At 61.5% G+C, this 16,402-nt stretch carries 15 protein-coding genes, 2 pseudogenes and 1 riboswitch; of the genes and pseudogenes, 11 read left to right on the top strand and 6 right to left on the bottom strand.

Translation table 11 applies throughout. From position 1 onward, the window contains the following. The 5 genes and pseudogenes from MRY75_RS04250 to MRY75_RS04230 form a co-directional block, all read left to right on the top strand. Positions 1-93: pseudogene (locus MRY75_RS04250) on the top strand (ETC complex I subunit); the annotation flags it as partial. Between the two features lie 142 nt (positions 94-235). Beyond that, positions 236-1,666 carry a DUF6880 family protein gene (locus MRY75_RS04245; protein ID WP_292305906.1) on the top strand — a complete coding sequence of 477 codons (1,431 nt, stop codon included), beginning with the start codon at positions 236-238 and terminating at the stop codon, positions 1,664-1,666. Between the two features lie 180 nt (positions 1,667-1,846). Next, positions 1,847-1,963: pseudogene (locus tag MRY75_RS04240) on the top strand (IS481 family transposase); the annotation flags it as partial. Positions 1,964-2,154: 191 nt separating this feature from the next. Beyond that, positions 2,155-2,363, top strand: a riboswitch (cobalamin riboswitch). A 130-nt stretch (positions 2,364-2,493) separates the two neighbouring features. Then, positions 2,494-4,326: a TonB-dependent siderophore receptor gene (locus MRY75_RS04235; RefSeq protein WP_292305905.1), complete on the top strand. Its 1,833-nt coding sequence runs from the start codon at positions 2,494-2,496 to the stop codon at positions 4,324-4,326. 3 nt (positions 4,327-4,329) lie between these two features. After that, a complete protein-coding gene (locus tag MRY75_RS04230) occupies positions 4,330-5,154 on the top strand; it encodes an ABC transporter substrate-binding protein (protein WP_292305904.1) in 825 nt (274 codons plus the stop codon). A gap of 58 nt (positions 5,155-5,212) precedes the next feature. On the opposite strand, the gene MRY75_RS04225 is transcribed toward MRY75_RS04230, so the two are convergent. Continuing rightward, complete coding sequence (locus MRY75_RS04225; RefSeq protein WP_292305903.1) at positions 5,213-6,061, bottom strand: fumarylacetoacetate hydrolase family protein; 849 nt, start codon at positions 6,059-6,061, stop codon at positions 5,213-5,215. A gap of 313 nt (positions 6,062-6,374) precedes the next feature. Between MRY75_RS04225 and ihfB the strand changes: the two genes are divergently transcribed. From ihfB to MRY75_RS04210, 3 genes are read left to right on the top strand one after another with little or no spacing between them, the layout of a single operon-like run. Then, positions 6,375-6,662, top strand: a complete 288-nt coding sequence (gene ihfB, locus MRY75_RS04220) for an integration host factor subunit beta (protein ID WP_292305902.1) — start codon at positions 6,375-6,377, stop codon at positions 6,660-6,662. Continuing rightward, entirely contained in the window at positions 6,662-7,012 is a 351-nt protein-coding gene (locus MRY75_RS04215; protein WP_292305901.1) for a LapA family protein, read from the top strand. Before ihfB ends, MRY75_RS04215 begins: the two co-directional genes overlap by 1 nt. An 8-nt stretch (positions 7,013-7,020) precedes the next feature. After that, on the top strand, positions 7,021-7,677 hold the full coding sequence (locus tag MRY75_RS04210; protein WP_292305900.1) for a phosphoribosylanthranilate isomerase: 657 nt from the start codon (positions 7,021-7,023) through the stop codon (positions 7,675-7,677). Between the two features lie 90 nt (positions 7,678-7,767). Here the strand turns inward: MRY75_RS04210 and MRY75_RS04205 are convergent, their stop codons facing one another. Next, on the bottom strand, positions 7,768-8,814 hold the full coding sequence (locus MRY75_RS04205; RefSeq protein WP_292305899.1) for a quinone-dependent dihydroorotate dehydrogenase: 1,047 nt from the start codon (positions 8,812-8,814) through the stop codon (positions 7,768-7,770). After that, a complete protein-coding gene (locus tag MRY75_RS04200; protein WP_292305898.1) occupies positions 8,811-9,146 on the bottom strand; it encodes a DUF952 domain-containing protein in 336 nt (111 codons plus the stop codon). The genes MRY75_RS04205 and MRY75_RS04200 overlap by 4 nt, the downstream gene beginning before the upstream one ends. 163 nt (positions 9,147-9,309) lie before the next feature. On the opposite strand from MRY75_RS04200, the gene MRY75_RS04195 reads away from it, so the two are divergent. From MRY75_RS04195 to MRY75_RS04185, 3 genes are read left to right on the top strand one after another with little or no spacing between them, the layout of a single operon-like run. Next, complete coding sequence (locus tag MRY75_RS04195; protein ID WP_292305897.1) at positions 9,310-10,893, top strand: bifunctional metallophosphatase/5'-nucleotidase; 1,584 nt, start codon at positions 9,310-9,312, stop codon at positions 10,891-10,893. Between the two features lie 42 nt (positions 10,894-10,935). Beyond that, on the top strand, positions 10,936-11,601 hold the full coding sequence (locus MRY75_RS04190; RefSeq protein ID WP_292305896.1) for an SOS response-associated peptidase: 666 nt from the start codon (positions 10,936-10,938) through the stop codon (positions 11,599-11,601). A 57-nt stretch (positions 11,602-11,658) separates the two neighbouring features. Continuing rightward, positions 11,659-13,044, top strand: coding sequence for an FAD-linked oxidase C-terminal domain-containing protein (locus MRY75_RS04185; protein WP_292305895.1), 1,386 nt, complete (start codon positions 11,659-11,661; stop codon positions 13,042-13,044). A gap of 118 nt (positions 13,045-13,162) precedes the next feature. Here the strand turns inward: MRY75_RS04185 and MRY75_RS04180 are convergent, their stop codons facing one another. The 3 genes from MRY75_RS04180 to MRY75_RS04170 all read right to left on the bottom strand — a co-directional run bounded on the left by MRY75_RS04180 (position 13,163) and on the right by MRY75_RS04170 (position 16,401). After that, the gene (locus tag MRY75_RS04180; protein WP_292305894.1) at positions 13,163-14,044 is read right to left on the bottom strand and encodes a carbohydrate ABC transporter permease; all 882 of its coding nucleotides are present in this window, start codon (positions 14,042-14,044) and stop codon (positions 13,163-13,165) included. A 13-nt stretch (positions 14,045-14,057) separates the two neighbouring features. Beyond that, positions 14,058-15,083 carry a carbohydrate ABC transporter permease gene (locus MRY75_RS04175; protein WP_292305893.1) on the bottom strand — a complete coding sequence of 342 codons (1,026 nt, stop codon included), beginning with the start codon at positions 15,081-15,083 and terminating at the stop codon, positions 14,058-14,060. Positions 15,084-15,159: 76 nt separating this feature from the next. Beyond that, positions 15,160-16,401 (bottom strand): extracellular solute-binding protein, encoded by a 1,242-nt coding sequence (locus MRY75_RS04170; protein WP_292305892.1) that lies wholly within the window; start codon positions 16,399-16,401, stop codon positions 15,160-15,162. Position 16,402: the final 1 nt, after the last annotated feature.

Below are 16,402 nucleotides of genomic sequence, written 5' to 3'. Positions count from 1 at the left end.
CAGCTCACCCCAAACAAGCGCAAACCCAATATCCGGCGACGCGGATATGCGGAAAACTTCGCAGTTGATCGCAAGGGCGCTTGGACGCACTGATTTTTGTAAATCGGGGCAAAGTTAGCACGGAATCGGGCAAAGATTTCGCGAAGACGACGGTTCGAGCTAGATATGGGGCGCCCAAGGGGCGCCTTTTCTATATTTAGATTCCGGTCTGGAGTTGCGGCACAGGAGGACGGCAATGGCGGGAAAAGCTCTGAACAAGGCGAACTTGCTGACCCTGGGCGCAGATGTTTTGGCCGACCTGCTCTTGGAAAGCGTCAAAGGCGACGCGGCCCGCCAGCGGCGCGTGCGCATGGCGCTTGCGGCGGAACAGGGCACCGAGACCATCGCCACCGATGTGCGCAAGCGGTTTGCGCAGGTTCGGCGGGGCCGCAGCTTCATCTCCCGCAAGGCGCAGAAGACGCTGGCCAAGGAACTGTCCGACCTCACGCAGCTGATCGAAACAGGCATCGCGCCTGACGCGCCGGACCTGGCGTTCGACTTGCTTTGGGCGCAGCTACATCTGGCGGCCGGTATTCATGAGCGCACGGACGACAGCTGGGGCACGATCGGCGACGTGATGCGCGACGCGATGGACGCGATCTCGCGTGTTGCGCCATCCCTGACCAAAGACCCCAAGGCTCTCGCGGAAGACGTTTTCGAGGCGGTTTCAGTCGATGGCTACGGCGCGTTCGATCATGCCGTCCATGCCTTGGCAGAGGCTTTGGGTGACACCGGTCTGGCGCATCTCAAGGTACTGTCAGAGGCTGCGCGATCTGCGCCGCTGACCGAGGCCGATCTGGTTCTCTACGAATTCATCACAGACCCCGCACAGCGCGAAGACCGCGCGCGTGTCGCCCGCGACCGGACTGTCGAGATGATCCTGCAGGATGTCGCCGATCTGCAAGGGGACGTCGACGCTTGGCTGGCCCGGTACACAGCCGAACAACTGACCTTCCACACCATCGCCCCCGAGGCCGCGACACGCCTGCTGGCCGCTGGCCGCGCCGAAGAGGCGCTGCAGCTTGTCGACCGTGCCCTGCCGACCGACCACTGGTTTGACACCGCCGACCTTGATGAGGCGCATTTCGCCTGCCTCGAGGCGCTGGGCCGTAAGGATGACCTCCGCAATGCCCTGTGGGCGCGGTTCGAAAAGCGCCTGTGTCCAGATGCGCTGCGCCGGCACCTCAAGCTCTTGCCGGATTTCGAGGACATCGAAGCCGAAGACGCCGCCCGCCAGCATGTGCTCGCCTTTCCGGTCATCGACGCGGCCTTGGCCTACTGCCTGCAAGTTCAGGACATGTCCCTCGCGTCCCAGTTGGTCCTGTCCCGCCACACCGAGATCGATGGCGATGCCTATGACATCCTGACCCCGCTTGCCGATGCGCTGACGCCCACGCACCCCCTGGCCGCCGTCCTGCTGTGGCGCTCAATGATCGACTTCGCCCTGACCAAGTCCCGCTCAGGCCGCTACGGCCACGCCGCCCGCCACCTCGCGTCCTGCGCGTCAGCGGACATGGCGATACCGGACTATGCGGGGCACCCGTCGCACGAGGAATATCTCGACGGACTGAAGGCAAATCACGCCCGCAAAGCGTCGTTCTGGGAGCGCGTCGCGGATTCTGGGTGAGCAAGCTGCAGGCCTTGGTCATGGAGTTCTGGCTGGATTGTTTGGGCGTGTTTCGTTGAAAAACTCGTGCTTGATCGAAGGGCTATCGACTGATTCAACTCCTGCAAGGTATGGGAGGATTGGCGATGATGGGACGGCGGCAGGAGTCGCAACCGGCTCTGTTCCATGAGTTCGCGCTGGAGGATCATGTCCCTCAACGGACTCACTCCTTGCGAATACATCTGCAAGATTTGGACATCAGAGTCGGACAGATTCAATTCAGACCCGATCCACCAAATGCCGGGACTGAACACCTAACCCTAGAGTGTGCAATTGATGCGTCCGGGGGCGTTCACATCATCAAAGCCGATCAGAACTGTAAAATCGTTGGCACCTCCGGGACCCCGTCGAAAGCGTACTCCAGATCCGTCGGACGGCGGATTGCCGCATCTGCGCGAGAATTCAACGGCCCGCAGATTGCGCCTCTTGACCGGAAAGAAGACCTGAGCGCATATGGGTTTGCTTTCGGTCCCGGTGCGGTTGTGCTGGGTGAAAAGGGAACGCGGTGCTTCGGCCTTTGGTCGGAAATTCCGTGACTGCCCCCGCAACTGTAAGCGGTGAGCGATGCTGCAGATGCCACTGACGCCGCAGGCGTTGGGAAGGCCAGCAAAGCGACGACCCGCAAGTCAGGAGACCTGCCGCGAGCCAACACCCAGTCCGGACGCGGGGTGCGTCAGGGCGGCGGCACGTCCGCAGTGGTGTCCATCACCGTCTGCGGGCATGTGACATGTCCCAGATTTTTGAAACACGCGATGCCTTTGCATCGGATAATGGCTGGGACCAGAGCTATGAAGCGCCTCACCACCAAACTACTTCTTTGCACGACGCTTGTCGCGCCGTCCGTCGTTGCGGCTCAAGACGCAGGCAGCGACATCATCGACCTTGGCGAAATCGTCGTCTTCGGCGGGCTGCTGCCAACGAACCTCGACACGACAGGGGCCACGATCGACATCGCCGACTCGGAGGACCTGACGGTCAAAGGGCTGAACACGGCCGCCGCACTGTCAGCTTTGCCGGGCGTGTCCGTCACCTCGAATGGTGGCTTGGGCACGCAAGCGGCGCTGCGGATTCGCGGTCTTGGGGATGCCTATGTCGGTGTTCGCATCGACGGGATCGACGTAACCGATCCGTCCATCACCCAAACCCGCTTCAATTTCGGCACGCTGACCACCGGGACGATCAATCGCGTGGCCGTTGTCAAAGGTACGCAATCCGCGATTTACGGCTCTGATGCCATCGCCGGTGTCGTCGAGATCGAAAGCTGGCGGCCGGACGTCGATGGCGTTTCGGGCCGTGCAACCGTCGAGGCAGGCAGTTTCGAAACCTATGCCGGGTCTTTGAGTCTTGGCTACCGTGATGACCGTGCCGAACTTGCGTTCAGTTTTGGTCGCGTCACGTCGGAAGGGTTCTCGGCCCGCCCGACCGACACGGAAAACGACGGATTCGCACAGAGTACGGCGAACGTCTTTGCAGCGTATGAGGTCAGCGATGCGATCCGCGTGGGCGTCAACGCGCTTTGGGCCGAAAGCACGTCGGAATTTGACCGCTCCACCACGGACGCGTCCGGAGAGCTCGACGTGGTGCGGCGGGGCGCGCGCGTTTTTGGCGAATATCTGGTGGGCGGCTGGTCGCACGAACTGTCGTTCAGCCGGTTCGAAACGGACCGCTTTGATGCCGGTGGTTTCACACGAGAGTTCATCGGAGAGCGGGACGCAGTCTCGTATCTTGCAACCGGCGAAATCTCTCCGACGCTTGACGTGGCATTCGGAGCCGACTGGACCGAAGAGCGCTCTTCGCTGGATGGCGTGGACTACGAAGCGGCGAACTCGGCGGTCTTTGGCGAGGTCAAGCTGCGGCCCAGCAGTGACATCGAACTGTCGCTGACCCTGCGCTATGACGATTACTCTGATTTCGATGGCCAGTTGTCTGGCCGCGCGGCGCTCTCCTATGCGCTCAGCGATGCCACGACGCTGCGCACGTCCATCGCAACCGGTTATCGCGCACCGTCCCTCTACGAGCGCTTTGGCCCCTATGCTGGCGGCACGACGCTGAATCCGGAAACCAGCCGCAGCATAGACCTCGGGCTGGAACACGCTTACGGCGACCGTGGATCGGTTCGCGCCACTCTGTTCTATACCGAGATCGAAGACCTCATCGGCTTCGGGACCTCGTCGAACTGCCTGCCGTCGCAGTCTTTCGGATGTTATACACAGCTGGACGGAAAAACGACGACCAAAGGTCTGGAGTTGAGCGGTTCCTACGCGGTCTTGGACTGGCTGCGCCTGTCTGGCAGCTATACGCTGACCGAAGCAGAGACAGATGGCGAGCGTCTGGTGCGTGTGCCGCGTCATGACCTGTCGCTTGCGCTTGAAGCGGATGTCACGGATCGGCTTCAGCTTGGCATGAATGTCTCGCGCGTTGCGGATATTCTTGATGGCTTTGGCACGCCGACACGGCTTGACGATTACACTGTCGTTGACCTGTCGGCGCGCTACGACATCACGAATTCGACCGCGGCCTATGCTGCCATCGATAACGTGGCCGATGTCGACTATGAAACAGTCACAGGCTTCAATGCTCCGGAGCGTACAATTCGTTTCGGCATCGAAACCTCGTTTTGAACGATGAAGCGTCTTCTGACGCTTTTGCTCGTGGCGCTGGCCCCGATGCGGGCCGGCGCTGATGATCTGCCGCGCGTGGTCTCTGTCAATCTGTGCACCGACCAGCTTGTGATGCTCGTGGCGGACCCGGCGCAGATTGTGTCTTTAAGCGAGCTGTCCGATGACCCGCGCTCATCCGCGATGGCGGCGGATGCTGCAAACTTTGCCAAGAACAGTGCCCAAGCCGAGGAAATCGCGGTCGCCACGCCTGACATTGTCGTCGCTGGAACCTTCACGGATCCGTCGCTGATCGGCATGCTGCGCACCATTGGGATTGACGTCGTCCAGTTTCCGCTGACGACGTCGCTCGATGAAATCCCCGATCACATTCGGCAGATGGGCCGTGTTCTCAATCGCGGAGATGTCGCGGAAAACCTTGCCATGGAGGTCGAGGACCGGCTTGCGCAGTTCACGACACTCGATGAGGACGCTCCTTCGGCGGCGTTCTTTTACCCCAACGGATTTGCCTTGGGGGAAGGCACTCTGAGCCACAGCATCCTGACGGCAGGCGGAGCCCGCAACCTGTCTGACGATTTGGGCTTTGTCGGAAACGGGCGGATTTCGCTGGAAGAGATCGTTTTGCGCAAGCCCGATTTCCTGATCAGTTCACCCAGCTACGCGGGGTCGTCCCAGGCCGAAGCCATAACGACGCATCCCGTGCTTGCCGGGTTTCCTGTTCTGCACAGCACCTCTGACTGGGTTTGCGGCACGCCATCCGCATTACGCGCGGTCGAACAGGTCAAGGCGATGGTGCAACGCCTTTCGACTCCTCGGGTGGATAAGCCGTGACATCGCCTTCGATTTGAAAACAATCAGTCCGCCAGCCAGTGCCCGGTCCTGATCTGCCTCAGTCCCGGGCCGCGATACAGGTCTGGTGCTGTTCGCCAAGACCTTCGACCGTGACGACCATCGTATCGCCCGCCGACAGATAGACCTGGGGTGACTGCCCCATGCCGACGCCCGGCGGGGTGCCGGTTGCGATCACGTCGCCGGGTTCCAGCGTCATGAACTGCGACAGGTGGGAAATCACGGTCGCTACTGAGAAATGCATCGTGCGCGTGCTGCCGTTCTGCATCGTCCTGCCGTTGACAGACAGCGACATGGCAAGGTTCTGCGGATCGGGAACGTCATCTGCCGTGACAAGCCAAGGGCCGATGGGCGCGAACGTGTCATGGGACTTCCCCTTGACCCACTGACCCGAGCGGTGAAGCTGGAAGTCGCGCTCGCTGACATCGTTGACGATGCAGTAGCCTGCCACATGCGAGAGCGCCTCGGCTTCGGAGACGTATTTCGCGCGGCTGCCGATCACCACACCCAGTTCGACCTCCCAATCGGTCTTGGTGGACCCGCGGGGGATTTCAACAGGGTCATTCGGCCCCGAGATCGAGGAGGTCGCCTTGAAGAAGACGATGGGTTCCTGAGGCAGCGCCATGTTCGCCTCGGCGGCATGATCGGCGTAGTTGAGCCCGATGGCGATCAGCTTGCCGACATTGCCGACGCAGGCGCCGATGCGCGGAGTGCCATCCACCACCGGGAGGCTGGTCGGATCAACGGCACGCAATTGGTCCAACGCGTGCTTCGACAGCGCGGCTCCGTCGATGTCGTTCACATGGGCGGACAGGTCGCGGATCCGCCCTTCGCCATCGAGCAGTCCCGGTTTCTCGGCCCCCATCTCTCCGAAGCGCAGCAATTTCATCGGTTTTCCTCCCCGTGTCCGTTTGGCAGCAATGAGCCAGTAGAGGCACGGGATGTCCAGAGCCAAGCGTCGGGAACGTGGTCAGGGCACGGGGTTTGACATGCGAATCGTAATGTAACTTCAACACGGCCAAGACGCGCGGACGATGTCGCAATTTGCGGAAATTGGCAGTCCGGGTGGCTTTGAACCGCTTAATTTGGCTGAACTTTCTGCCAAACCCGCACACGCCGCGGTTTCCGTTCTGGAATGTCCTGCGTATACTCACCTGAAATAACAGCACGAAACGGGCGTGCGGCGAGAGGGATGTTAGACGATGATACGGTCTGAGTTGATCCAGAAGATTGCCGATGACAATCCGCATCTGTACCAGCGCGATGTCGAGCGGATCGTGAACACGATCTTCGAAGAGATCATCGATGCCATGGCGCGCGGCGACCGGGTGGAGTTGCGCGGCTTCGGAGCGTTTTCGGTCAAGAAGCGCGATGCCCGCACCGGACGCAATCCGCGCACCGGCGAAGCGGTCGAGGTTGAGGAAAAGCATGTGCCGTTTTTCAAGACCGGCAAACTGCTTCGGGACAGGTTGAACGGGAAAACGAACTGATGCGATATATCCGCTATGCATTTCTTGCGGCGCTGGCCATTGTGCTGGTCTCCGTGGCTCTGGCAAATCGCGGCACGGTGATGCTGCAGCTTTTGCCCTCTGGCCTGTCCGACCTTGCCGGGATGAACCGGTCGATCGAACTGCCGCTCTTCATTGTGATCTTCGGCGGTATCGTCGCCGGTTTGCTGATCGGTTTTGTCTGGGAATGGCTGCGCGAGCACAAACATCGGGCGGCGGCTGCCCAGCGTCAGGCCGAGGTCAAGCGTCTGGAGCGTGAGCTGCGCCGCACCAAGGCAGAGCGTGACAAGGACAAGGACGAGGTTCTGGCACTTCTTGACGAGGCGAGCTGAGCCGCTCCATGACTCCTGGCATTCGGACAAAGATTTGCGGGCTGACCCGGCCCGAGGACGTGCATGCCTGCGCCGAAGCGGGTGCGGCCTATATCGGCCTGAACTTCTTTCCCAAAAGCCCGCGTTTCGTGTCCTTTGACGTGGCACGCGACCTGGCGGTCGAAGCCCCGATCGGTCTGGCCAAGGTCGGGTTGGTGGTGAACGCCGATGACGCCTTTCTGGACGACCTGATGGCGCAGGTGCCCCTCGATTTCATCCAGTTGCATGGCAGCGAAACCCCGGAACGGGTAAGCGACGTGCGCGCGCGCTGCGGACTGCCGGTGATCAAGGCGGTCGGTGTGGCCGATCAGGAGGATGTTGCGGCGCTCGATCTCTATTCCGAGGTGGCCGATCAGATTCTCGTCGATGCAAAGCCGCCGAAAAACGCGGTGCTGCCGGGGGGCAACGGCGTGTCCTTCGACTGGCGGCTGATTTCGGCGCGGCGGTGGCCAAAACCATGGCTGCTGGCTGGAGGGCTGACGCCCGACAACGTGGCAGAGGCGATTGCCCTGACCGGAGCGAAACAGGTGGATGTGTCCTCGGGTGTCGAATCCGCGCCCGGCGTCAAGGATGCGGGGTTGATCCGGGAGTTCATTACGGCAACCCGCGTCCCTGTGAGGCTTTAGCAGGCCGGAAGCAGGGATTTTCCGAACAACGGAAAATCTGGGGCTCTGCCCCAGACCCCGAAGTATTTTTGAACCAGAGAAGACAAGAGGTCAGGCTGCGGTCCCGACCGCTTCGGAGACGGACTTGAAGCCATTGCTTTTGAGCAGATCGTCAAGGCCCTGGGCGATCCTTGGCACGAGGTTCAGCCCTTCGTAGGTGAGGGCAGAGTACAGCTGTACGGCCGACGCGCCGGCCTTGATCTTGGCATAGGCGTCTTCGGCAGAGGCGATGCCGCCCACCCCAATGATCGGCAGCTTTCCTTCGGTGGCGCGGTAGAGCTGCGCGAGTACGCGGGTTGATTTCTCGAAAAGCGGGCGGCCCGACAGCCCGCCTTTTTCATCACGATGGGCTGAGCTCAGCCCGTCGCGGTCAAGCGTGGTGTTGGTGGCGATCAGCCCGTCGATGCCGGAACTCAGCGCGACCTCGGCCACGTCTGCGATTTCGGTGTCGGTCAGGTCGGGCGCGATCTTGAGGAAGATCGGAATGGGACGGTCGAGGGCGTTTCGCGTCTCCATGACACCCGCCAGCAGGGCAGAAAGGGCCTCTTTTCCTTGAAGATCGCGCAGTTTCTCGGTGTTCGGGGAACTGACATTCACCGTGGCGAAATCAAGATGCGCGGCGCATGTGGCCAGAACGGTCGCGAAATCGCCCGCGCGGTTGTCGCTGTCCTTGTTTGCGCCGAGGTTCAAGCCGATCACCGCATCCCGGGGACGCTCGGCAAGCCGGGCCGCGATCGCCGTCATGCCGTCATTGTTGAAGCCAAAGCGGTTGATGACTGCGCGGTCCTCGGTCAGGCGGAAGAGGCGCGGTTTCGGGTTGCCGGGTTGCGGGCGCGGGGTGGCGGCGCCCACCTCGATGAAGCCGAACCCGGCACGGGAGAGCGGGCGCAGGGCGGTGGCGTTCTTGTCGAAGCCGGCAGCGAGGCCGACCGGGTTGGCCAGCGTCATCCCGGCCAGCGTCGTGCGCAGCCGGGTGCTGGTGACCGTTCCAATGGTTGGTGCAAGGCCGAACCGCAGCGCGGTGAGCGCCATGCCATGGGCGATTTCGGGGTCGAACCGATGCAGAAGGCGCAGCCCGGCCTGTTCCAGCAGGCTCATGCAAGATCGTCCGGGAATTCGTGCCACTCGCCATTGCAGGGCAGGGGCTTGGCCCAGACCACATCGGCCAGCCGCAACGGGCTGTAGAGATGCGGAAAGAGTGCGCCGCCACGGGACGGTTCCCAGCGCAGGTCGCCCGCCATTGCGGTTTCGTCATAGGCCAGAAGCATCAGACCGTCCGCGCCGGCAAAATGCTTGGCCGCTGTTTCGCGCACCTGCTCGGCGGTCGAGAAATGCACATAGCCATCGGCGACATCAATCGGCGCACCAGCGGTTTCGCCATCGGTCTGGAGCGCGGCCCATTCGTCGGAGCGGAGGATTTTGTAGATCATGCGAAGGGATGTGCCGCGTGCCGGGCGTCGCGTCAAGCGCTGTCATCTGCCTGTTGGTTTTGCGTCCTATGGCCAAATAGGCAAACGTCCCTTGCGTAAGTTTTGACTCCCCCCGCGCAGCAAGGCACGATTGCCGCATAATAATCCGACAGAGAGGACTCACATGTCTTACCGACTTCTTTCAAGTGCCGCAGCCTTGGCGCTGACCGCCGGCATGGCGCAGGCCGAGTACACATTGCACGTGATTCACATCAACGATTTGCACAGCCGTATTGAACCGATCAACCGCTTCGATTCGACCTGTTCCGCCGAAGACAATGCCGAGGGCAAGTGTTTTGGCGGCGTTGCGCGGGTCAAGACCATGATCGACCAGCTGCGCGCCGAACTGGACGGTCAGAACGTGATCGTCGTCGATGCGGGTGACCAGTATCAGGGGTCGCTCATGTACACGACCTACAAGGGCGATGTCGAAGCCGAGATGATGGAGAAGATCGGATTCGACGTCATGGCCGTGGGCAACCACGAGTTCGACGATGGAGATGAAGGTCTGCTGAAGCTGATCGACAATGTGTCCTTCCCGGTGATTTCTGGCAACCTCGATGTCAGCCAGTCGAACATTCTTGCCGAGAAGGTACAGAACCATGTCGTGCTTGAGGTGGGTGGTGAACGGATCGGCATCGTGTCGGCACTGGCCACCGACACCGTGGAAACCTCGTCGCCCTCGGAGGCAGTGATCTTTCAGGATGAGATCGACAGCATCGCGGCCGATGTCGCCGCATTGACGGAAGAGGGGGTCACCAAGATCATCGCGCTGACCCATGTGGGGCTTCCACGGGATCTCGAGATCGCGGCGGCTGTGTCCGGACTTGATGCCGTGGTCGGCGGTCACAGCCACACCTACCTTTCGGCAACCGATCCGGATCGTCAGGGCGCTTACCCGACATTTGCCAGCCAGGAAGACGGCACGCTCGTGCCGGTGGTGCAGGCCTATGCCTATTCGAAATATGTGGGCCATCTGGTTCTCAACTTCGATGACGCGGGCAACCTGACCTATGCCGAAGGTGACACGATCCTTCTGGATGCATCGGTCGAAGAGGACCCGGACATCGTTGCCCGCGTGGCCGAACTGGCTGGCCCCATCGAAGAAATGAAGACCCGCGTCGTCGCCGAAACTGCCGAGGCCATTGAAGGCAGCCGCGATGTCTGCCGCGCGATGGAATGCCCGATGGGCAACCTTGTGGCCGATGCGATGCTCGACCGCGTTAAAGATCAGGGCGTTCAGATCGCCATCCAGAACGGCGGTGGTCTGCGTGCGTCGATCGACGCGGGCGAAGTCACGATGGGGGAGGTTCTCACGGTGCTGCCGTTCCAGAACACGCTGTCGACCTTTGAGGTCACGGGCGCGCAGATCCTTGCCGCGCTCGAAAACGGCGTGAGCCAGGTCGAAGAGGGCGCTGGCCGGTTCCCGCAGGTGGCGGGCATGAGCTTTACCGTCGATCTGACGCAGGCGCCGGGCAGCCGGGTGTCCAACGTGATGGTCGGCGACGCGCCGCTTGATCCGGACGCGACCTATGGCGCGGTGTCCAACAACTATGTCCGCAATGGCGGCGACGGGTACCGGATGTTCCGGGACGCGATGAATGCCTATGACTACGGTCCCGATCTGGCCGATGTCACGGCAGAATACCTTGCCAAGGTGGGGCCGTATCAGCCCTACACGGATGGTCGGATCACCGTGAACAAGTAAGACTGGGAGGGGCCGGGCCTTTGTGTCCGGCCCACACCGACCATGTGTGGACGTTTCGCCCTGACCCTGCCGCATGATGCGATGGCACAGCTCTTCGATGCGGTGCCGGCAAATGCCTTGCCTGATCTTCCGAATTACAACATCTGTCCGACCAACCTCGTGCATGCAGTGCATACGGTGGAGGGGCAACGACGGCTGGTGGCAATGCGTTGGGGATTTCTGCCGCATTGGTACAAGGCTGAAAACGGCGGACCGCTGCTGATCAACGCGCGGGCCGAGACGATTGCCGAAAAACCCGCCTTCAAGGCAGCCTGCCGGGAGCGGCGCTGCCTGATCCCGGCGACGGGGTTTTTTGAATGGACCAAGGACGAAGAGGGCAACCGCCTGCCATGGTACATCCATCCGGCAGATGCAGAGCTGCTGGTTTTTGCCGGGGTCTGGCAGGATTGGGAGCGGGACGGGGTTGCGCATCGGACCTGCGCCATTGTCACAACGGCGGCCAATGATCGGATGTCGGCCATTCACCACCGCCAGCCAGTGACGCTGCACGCCAAGGATTGGGCGCTCTGGCTCGGGGAGGCCGGGCACGGGGCGGCGACCCTGATGCAGGCCGCGCCCGAGGACGCCATGGATTTTCACCGGGTCGACCGGCGTGTCAATTCGAACCGCGCCTCGGGGCCGGAATTGATCGAACCGATTGACGCCTGATCGGGGTTTTCCCTGCCCGCGCTTGGCAGTAGCGTGGCGCCGAAAAGGGAGGCCCGCATGTCCAATACCCATATCGAAGCGACGATCGTCGCGCTGCGCGAGATCCTTGGCGACCGGCTGTCCACCGGGCCGTCGATCCTGGATCAGCACAGCCATGACGAAGCCTACACGACGCCGGTTCTGCCCGATGCGGTGGCTTTTCCCGAAACGACGCAAGAGGTGTCGCAGATCCTGAAGGTCTGTTCGCAGCATGGCTGCCCGGTGGTGCCCTATGGTGTCGGGTCGTCCCTGGAGGGGCATATCGTGCCGGTGCAGGGGGGCATCACCGTCGATACGAGCCGCATGAACAAGGTGTTGCAGATCAACGAAAGTGACCTCGACGCGGTGGTCGAACCGGGTGTGACGCGGGTGCAACTGAATGAAGAGTTGCGGGCAACCGGGTTGATGTTCACCGTCGATCCGGGGGCAGACGCCACGCTTGGTGGAATGGCTGCGACGCGGGCCTCGGGCACGAATACCGTGCGCTACGGGACGATGGCGGACAATGTGCTGGCGCTGGAAGTGGTGCTGCCGGATGGGCAGATCATCGAAACCGGAAGCCGGGCGCGGAAATCCTCGACCGGGTATGACCTGACGCATCTCTTTGTCGGATCGGAGGGGACGCTGGGGATCATCACCAAGCTGACTGTCAAACTGCGTGGCCAGCCCGAGCATGTGGCAGCGGCGACCTGCGCCTTTCCCGACATCGCCAGCGCCGTCGACACGGTGATCCTTGCAATCCAGATGGGGTTGCCGATGGCCCGGATCGAGCTGCTGGACGAGGTGCAGATGAAAGGTATGAACATCTACAATCCCGATATGGGACTGCCGGAAGTGCCGCATCTGTTCCTCGAATTCCACGGATCGGAAGCCGGTGTGGCCGAGCAGGTCGAGAGCTTTGCCGCGCTGGTCGAAGATCATGGCGGGTCGGATTTCAAATGGGCGACCCGGACGGAAGATCGGAACCGCCTCTGGCAGGCACGGCACAACGCCTATTACGCGGGCAAGGCGCTGCGACCGGGATGCGACGGCTTGGTGACCGATTGCTGCGTGCCGATTTCGGCACTGGCGGATTGTATCGCACGGACCAAGGACGTCATTGCTCAGTCAGGTCTGGTGGCGCCTCTGGTGGGCCATGTCGGGGACGGTAATTTCCATCTGCTGATCCTTGTCGATCCCAAGGTGCCTGACGAAATGGAGCGTGCGAAAGTCTTGGCCAATCAGGTCAACAAACTGGCGCTGGAGTTCGGCGGTACGGTCAGCGGGGAGCACGGTGTGGGGCTGGGCAAGCGCAAATACCTCGCCGAGGAACACGGCGCGGCCTATGCGCTGATGGCGACGCTGAAAAAGGCGATTGATCCGGGCAATATCATGAACCCCGGCAAGCTGGTGACGCTGAACTGAGGGCGGGGAGGATGCGTTGACGCATCCTCGCTTTCCGTTGACGGAAAGCGGGGGCTCTGTCCCCGTCGCCTTTTGGGCGACTCCCCCGAAGTATTTCCGAACCAGAGAAGACGGGAGGTCAGCCCTTTACCGCTCCGGCCGTGAGGCCGGAGACGATCTGGCGCTGAAAGAACATGATCAGCAGGAACAGCGGCGCAGTGGTCGACACCACGGCGGCGACGGCAAACATCACGTTGCCCTTGGTCTGAGTGGTGCCGAGGAAAGACGCGATCTTGGGGACCATGGTCTGGTTCTGCTTGTCGAGGATCATCGCGGTCACGGCGAAGTCGTTGTAAGCGAGCAGGAAGCTGAACAGGCCGGTGGTGATCACGCCGGGCCACATGACCGGGATGATCACGTGGCGGAAGGCCTGAAAGCGGGTGCAGCCGTCCACCATGGCGGATTCGTCGAGATCCTGCGGGATGTTCTTGAAGAAGGAATGCAGCATCCAGAGCGTGAAGGGCTGGTTGATCGCCACCAGCACGATGATGGCGGTGGGCAGATAGCCCCAGATGTTCCACTGAAAGAAGACTGGCAGATACCCCGAGACCAGCGTGATCGGCGGCATCGCGCGGAAGATGAGCGCGATCAGCAGGAACCAGAACGCATAGCGATAGGTCGAGCGGGCCAGTGCGTATCCGCCCAGTGTTCCGAGGGTCAGAGAGATCGTCACGACGAAGAGACAGACCAGCGTGGAATTCCATGCAGCGCGCCAGAACTCTTCCTGTATCCACGCGCCGGAATAGCCTTGGGTGGTGAAGGCATCTCCGGTTTCGCGGGTGGTCATCTCTCCGGTCAGGACATTGGTCCAGTCGGCCAGCGAGAAGAAATCGCCTTCGACCTTGAACGAGCCCCAGAGTGTCCAGAAGAACGGGAAGGCGGCGGCGATCATCCAGGTGATGAGGATGCCAACAAGAACAACCTGCAGCACAATGGGGCGTTTTTGAACCGGGTTTGCCATGCGCGTCGTCCTCTCAGGCCGTCTTGCCGTAGTCGCGCCACGTGCGCACCAGCACCGGTGACAGCAGGATCGCCACACCGATGATGGTCAGCACCGAGGTCGCGGCGGCGGAACTGAGCTGCTGCGTTTCACCGCCCAGATCATTGTAGATCGCCCAGCTGAGCGATGTGGCATGGGCGCTGGCGTTGAAGCTCACGATGGGCTCGAACACCCGGAAATTGTCCATCAACTGCATGAGTGCGATGAAGGTGGTCAGCGGCAGAAGATGCGGGATCACCACATGGCGGATCTGTTGCCAGCGGCTCGCCCCGTCGATGCGGGCGGCTTCCAGCGTGTCGGTGTTCACGGTCTGCAGGCCCGCATAATAGACGATGAAGGCGAACGGTGCAGAATGCCAGACGCCATAGACCATCAGCATGGCCCACATCAGCCCGGTGTCTGCCTTGACCGACAGGCCCGGATCGTCGGCCAGCCAGCGGAGTGCGGTGCCGAGGATGCCGCGTGCGTCCACCATCCAGAACAGGATGAGTGAGCCGATCAGCGGCGTCACCATCATCGGCAGCAAGGAGAAAAAGATCAGAGGGCCCCGGATCGCGCGGGCCGCGCTGTTGACGGCGACGGCAATGATAAAGCCGAAGATGATCGTGAGTGGCGTGACGACGAAGGTGAAGGTCAGGGTAAATCCGATGGCCTTGTAGAAGGGCAGGTTCATCAGCTTGCCGATGAAATCGCCGATCCCGGTGCTTTGCGCCCAGAGATGTCCGACTTCGGTCACGGCAAGATGGTTGCGGTCCTTGTAGATCTCCAGCCCGGCGAACCGTCCCAGCGGTTGCTCCGCGCGCAGGGCGGCCGTGGCCTCCTGATCGATGGCAGTGGCAGTGGTGCAGCCGAAGGGGCCACAGTTTTCGACTTCGATGATCACCTGTTCATGCGCGGTGTGCAGCGACTGGACCACCACGGAGATGATGGGAAAGAAGATGAACAGCAGCATGGCGACCGCCGAAGGCAGAACGAACCAGAAAAAGGCGCTGTGTTTCATCAGAGCGTTCCCGCACACTTGGACCGATCAGAAGGACAGGGGAGCGGCGAACCCGCTCCCCTGAAGGGGGCTTGCGTCAGTTGACGAAACCTTTTTCGCGCGCGGCGGTCATGTAGGCCGCTTCGATATCCGCAAGCGCCTGCTCTGCGCTTTCCTTGCCCTGAAGGAAATCGGCGATGTTGTCGCCCAATGCGGTGTGCAGCAGCCCGTGATGCGGCAGCATCGGGTAAGGGGTTGTCTGCATCGCGATGGCCGAGAACACGCCTTCATTGACCGGTGCTGGCTGGTAGCCTTCGATCATCCAGACCGCCTGACCCATGGTCTCGTCATTCAGGATCGCCGGGCTGATTCCGTGCTTCAGCGCCTTGAAGGTGGCTTCGGCGTCTGCATCGCTGATGTTCTTGGCGACAGTCCAGCCGTCCCACCAGAGCGTCGATGCGGGGCGGTCGCCACCCGCCACGGTCATCGGGGCGCCGACCATGGTGTTCTCATAGACCTCGGGGGTGGAGCCTTCGGCATCCATCAGCACACCTGTGCGGGAGCCCCACATGTTCATCATGGCGACATTGCCCGCTTCCCATTCCGCGCTTGTGGCGTTGGAATCATGGGTGAGGTAGTCGGGGTTCATGTAGGCGCTCAGCGATTTGAGCATCTCGAGCGTGGCGACACCGGCTTCGTTGTTGATCGACACCTGCGCCGAGCCCGGTTCATAGAACTCGCCGCCATGGCCGATATACATGTTCACGAATTCCTGCGCGAGGTTCCAGCCCGCCATGTACGCGCCGCCCAGCGGGTATTCGAGAATGCCCTCGGCGCGGATTTTCTCGGCGGCGGCCAGCATGTCTTCGTAGGTCTTGGGCGGCTCGACCCCGATCTGGTCTAGGATGTCCTTGCGATAGACAAGGTGCTGCGCGTTGGCCATGAAAGCCACCGCCATCACCTGTCCATTCACCGTGATGAGCTGGTTTTTGGGAATGTCCTGTCCAAAAGCTGCAACAAGATCATCCAGCGGGCGGATCACGTCTTCGTTGATGAGCGCCACGATCGACGAGTTCGCCACGATGGCAGAGGTGTATTCCGCCGGGTTCCCCTGCATGCCGGCGAGGTTGATCTTCTGGTGATCGGCGGTCAGGTTTGCCTTGGCTTCGGTCAGGCCATCACATGCCTGGGCGTTGCGCGCGACCGTCTGGATCGCCGGGAATTCATTGCCGATGATGCTCAGCCGACCCTCGGTGATGCCGCAATCGGCGGCAAGGCCTGCGGTTGTGCTGGCCATGACAAGGAACGAGCCTGTCATCAGTATATGTCTAAGGTTCATT

Origin of the sequence: Marivita sp., from assembly GCF_022763305.1 — a bacterium.
Taxonomy (GTDB): domain Bacteria; phylum Pseudomonadota; class Alphaproteobacteria; order Rhodobacterales; family Rhodobacteraceae; genus Marivita.
This window is presented reverse-complemented; position numbering and strand designations above follow the sequence as displayed.

What these genes read in the sequence shown, in the direction of transcription:
- MRY75_RS04245 (WP_292305906.1), top strand. Translation starts at nt 236, where the DNA reads ATGGCGGGAAAAGCTCTGAACAAGGCGAACTTGCTGACCCTGGGCGCA.
- MRY75_RS04235 (WP_292305905.1), top strand. Translation starts at nt 2,494, where the DNA reads ATGAAGCGCCTCACCACCAAACTACTTCTTTGCACGACGCTTGTCGCG.
- MRY75_RS04230 (WP_292305904.1), top strand. Translation starts at nt 4,330, where the DNA reads ATGAAGCGTCTTCTGACGCTTTTGCTCGTGGCGCTGGCCCCGATGCGG.
- MRY75_RS04225 (WP_292305903.1), bottom strand. Translation starts at nt 6,061, where the DNA reads ATGAAATTGCTGCGCTTCGGAGAGATGGGGGCCGAGAAACCGGGACTG.
- ihfB (WP_292305902.1), top strand. Translation starts at nt 6,375, where the DNA reads ATGATACGGTCTGAGTTGATCCAGAAGATTGCCGATGACAATCCGCAT.
- MRY75_RS04215 (WP_292305901.1), top strand. Translation starts at nt 6,662, where the DNA reads ATGCGATATATCCGCTATGCATTTCTTGCGGCGCTGGCCATTGTGCTG.
- MRY75_RS04210 (WP_292305900.1), top strand. Translation starts at nt 7,021, where the DNA reads ATGACTCCTGGCATTCGGACAAAGATTTGCGGGCTGACCCGGCCCGAG.
- MRY75_RS04205 (WP_292305899.1), bottom strand. Translation starts at nt 8,814, where the DNA reads ATGAGCCTGCTGGAACAGGCCGGGCTGCGCCTTCTGCATCGGTTCGAC.
- MRY75_RS04200 (WP_292305898.1), bottom strand. Translation starts at nt 9,146, where the DNA reads ATGATCTACAAAATCCTCCGCTCCGACGAATGGGCCGCGCTCCAGACC.
- MRY75_RS04195 (WP_292305897.1), top strand. Translation starts at nt 9,310, where the DNA reads ATGTCTTACCGACTTCTTTCAAGTGCCGCAGCCTTGGCGCTGACCGCC.
- MRY75_RS04190 (WP_292305896.1), top strand. Translation starts at nt 10,936, where the DNA reads ATGTGTGGACGTTTCGCCCTGACCCTGCCGCATGATGCGATGGCACAG.
- MRY75_RS04185 (WP_292305895.1), top strand. Translation starts at nt 11,659, where the DNA reads ATGTCCAATACCCATATCGAAGCGACGATCGTCGCGCTGCGCGAGATC.
- MRY75_RS04180 (WP_292305894.1), bottom strand. Translation starts at nt 14,044, where the DNA reads ATGGCAAACCCGGTTCAAAAACGCCCCATTGTGCTGCAGGTTGTTCTT.
- MRY75_RS04175 (WP_292305893.1), bottom strand. Translation starts at nt 15,083, where the DNA reads ATGAAACACAGCGCCTTTTTCTGGTTCGTTCTGCCTTCGGCGGTCGCC.
- MRY75_RS04170 (WP_292305892.1), bottom strand. Translation starts at nt 16,401, where the DNA reads ATGAACCTTAGACATATACTGATGACAGGCTCGTTCCTTGTCATGGCC.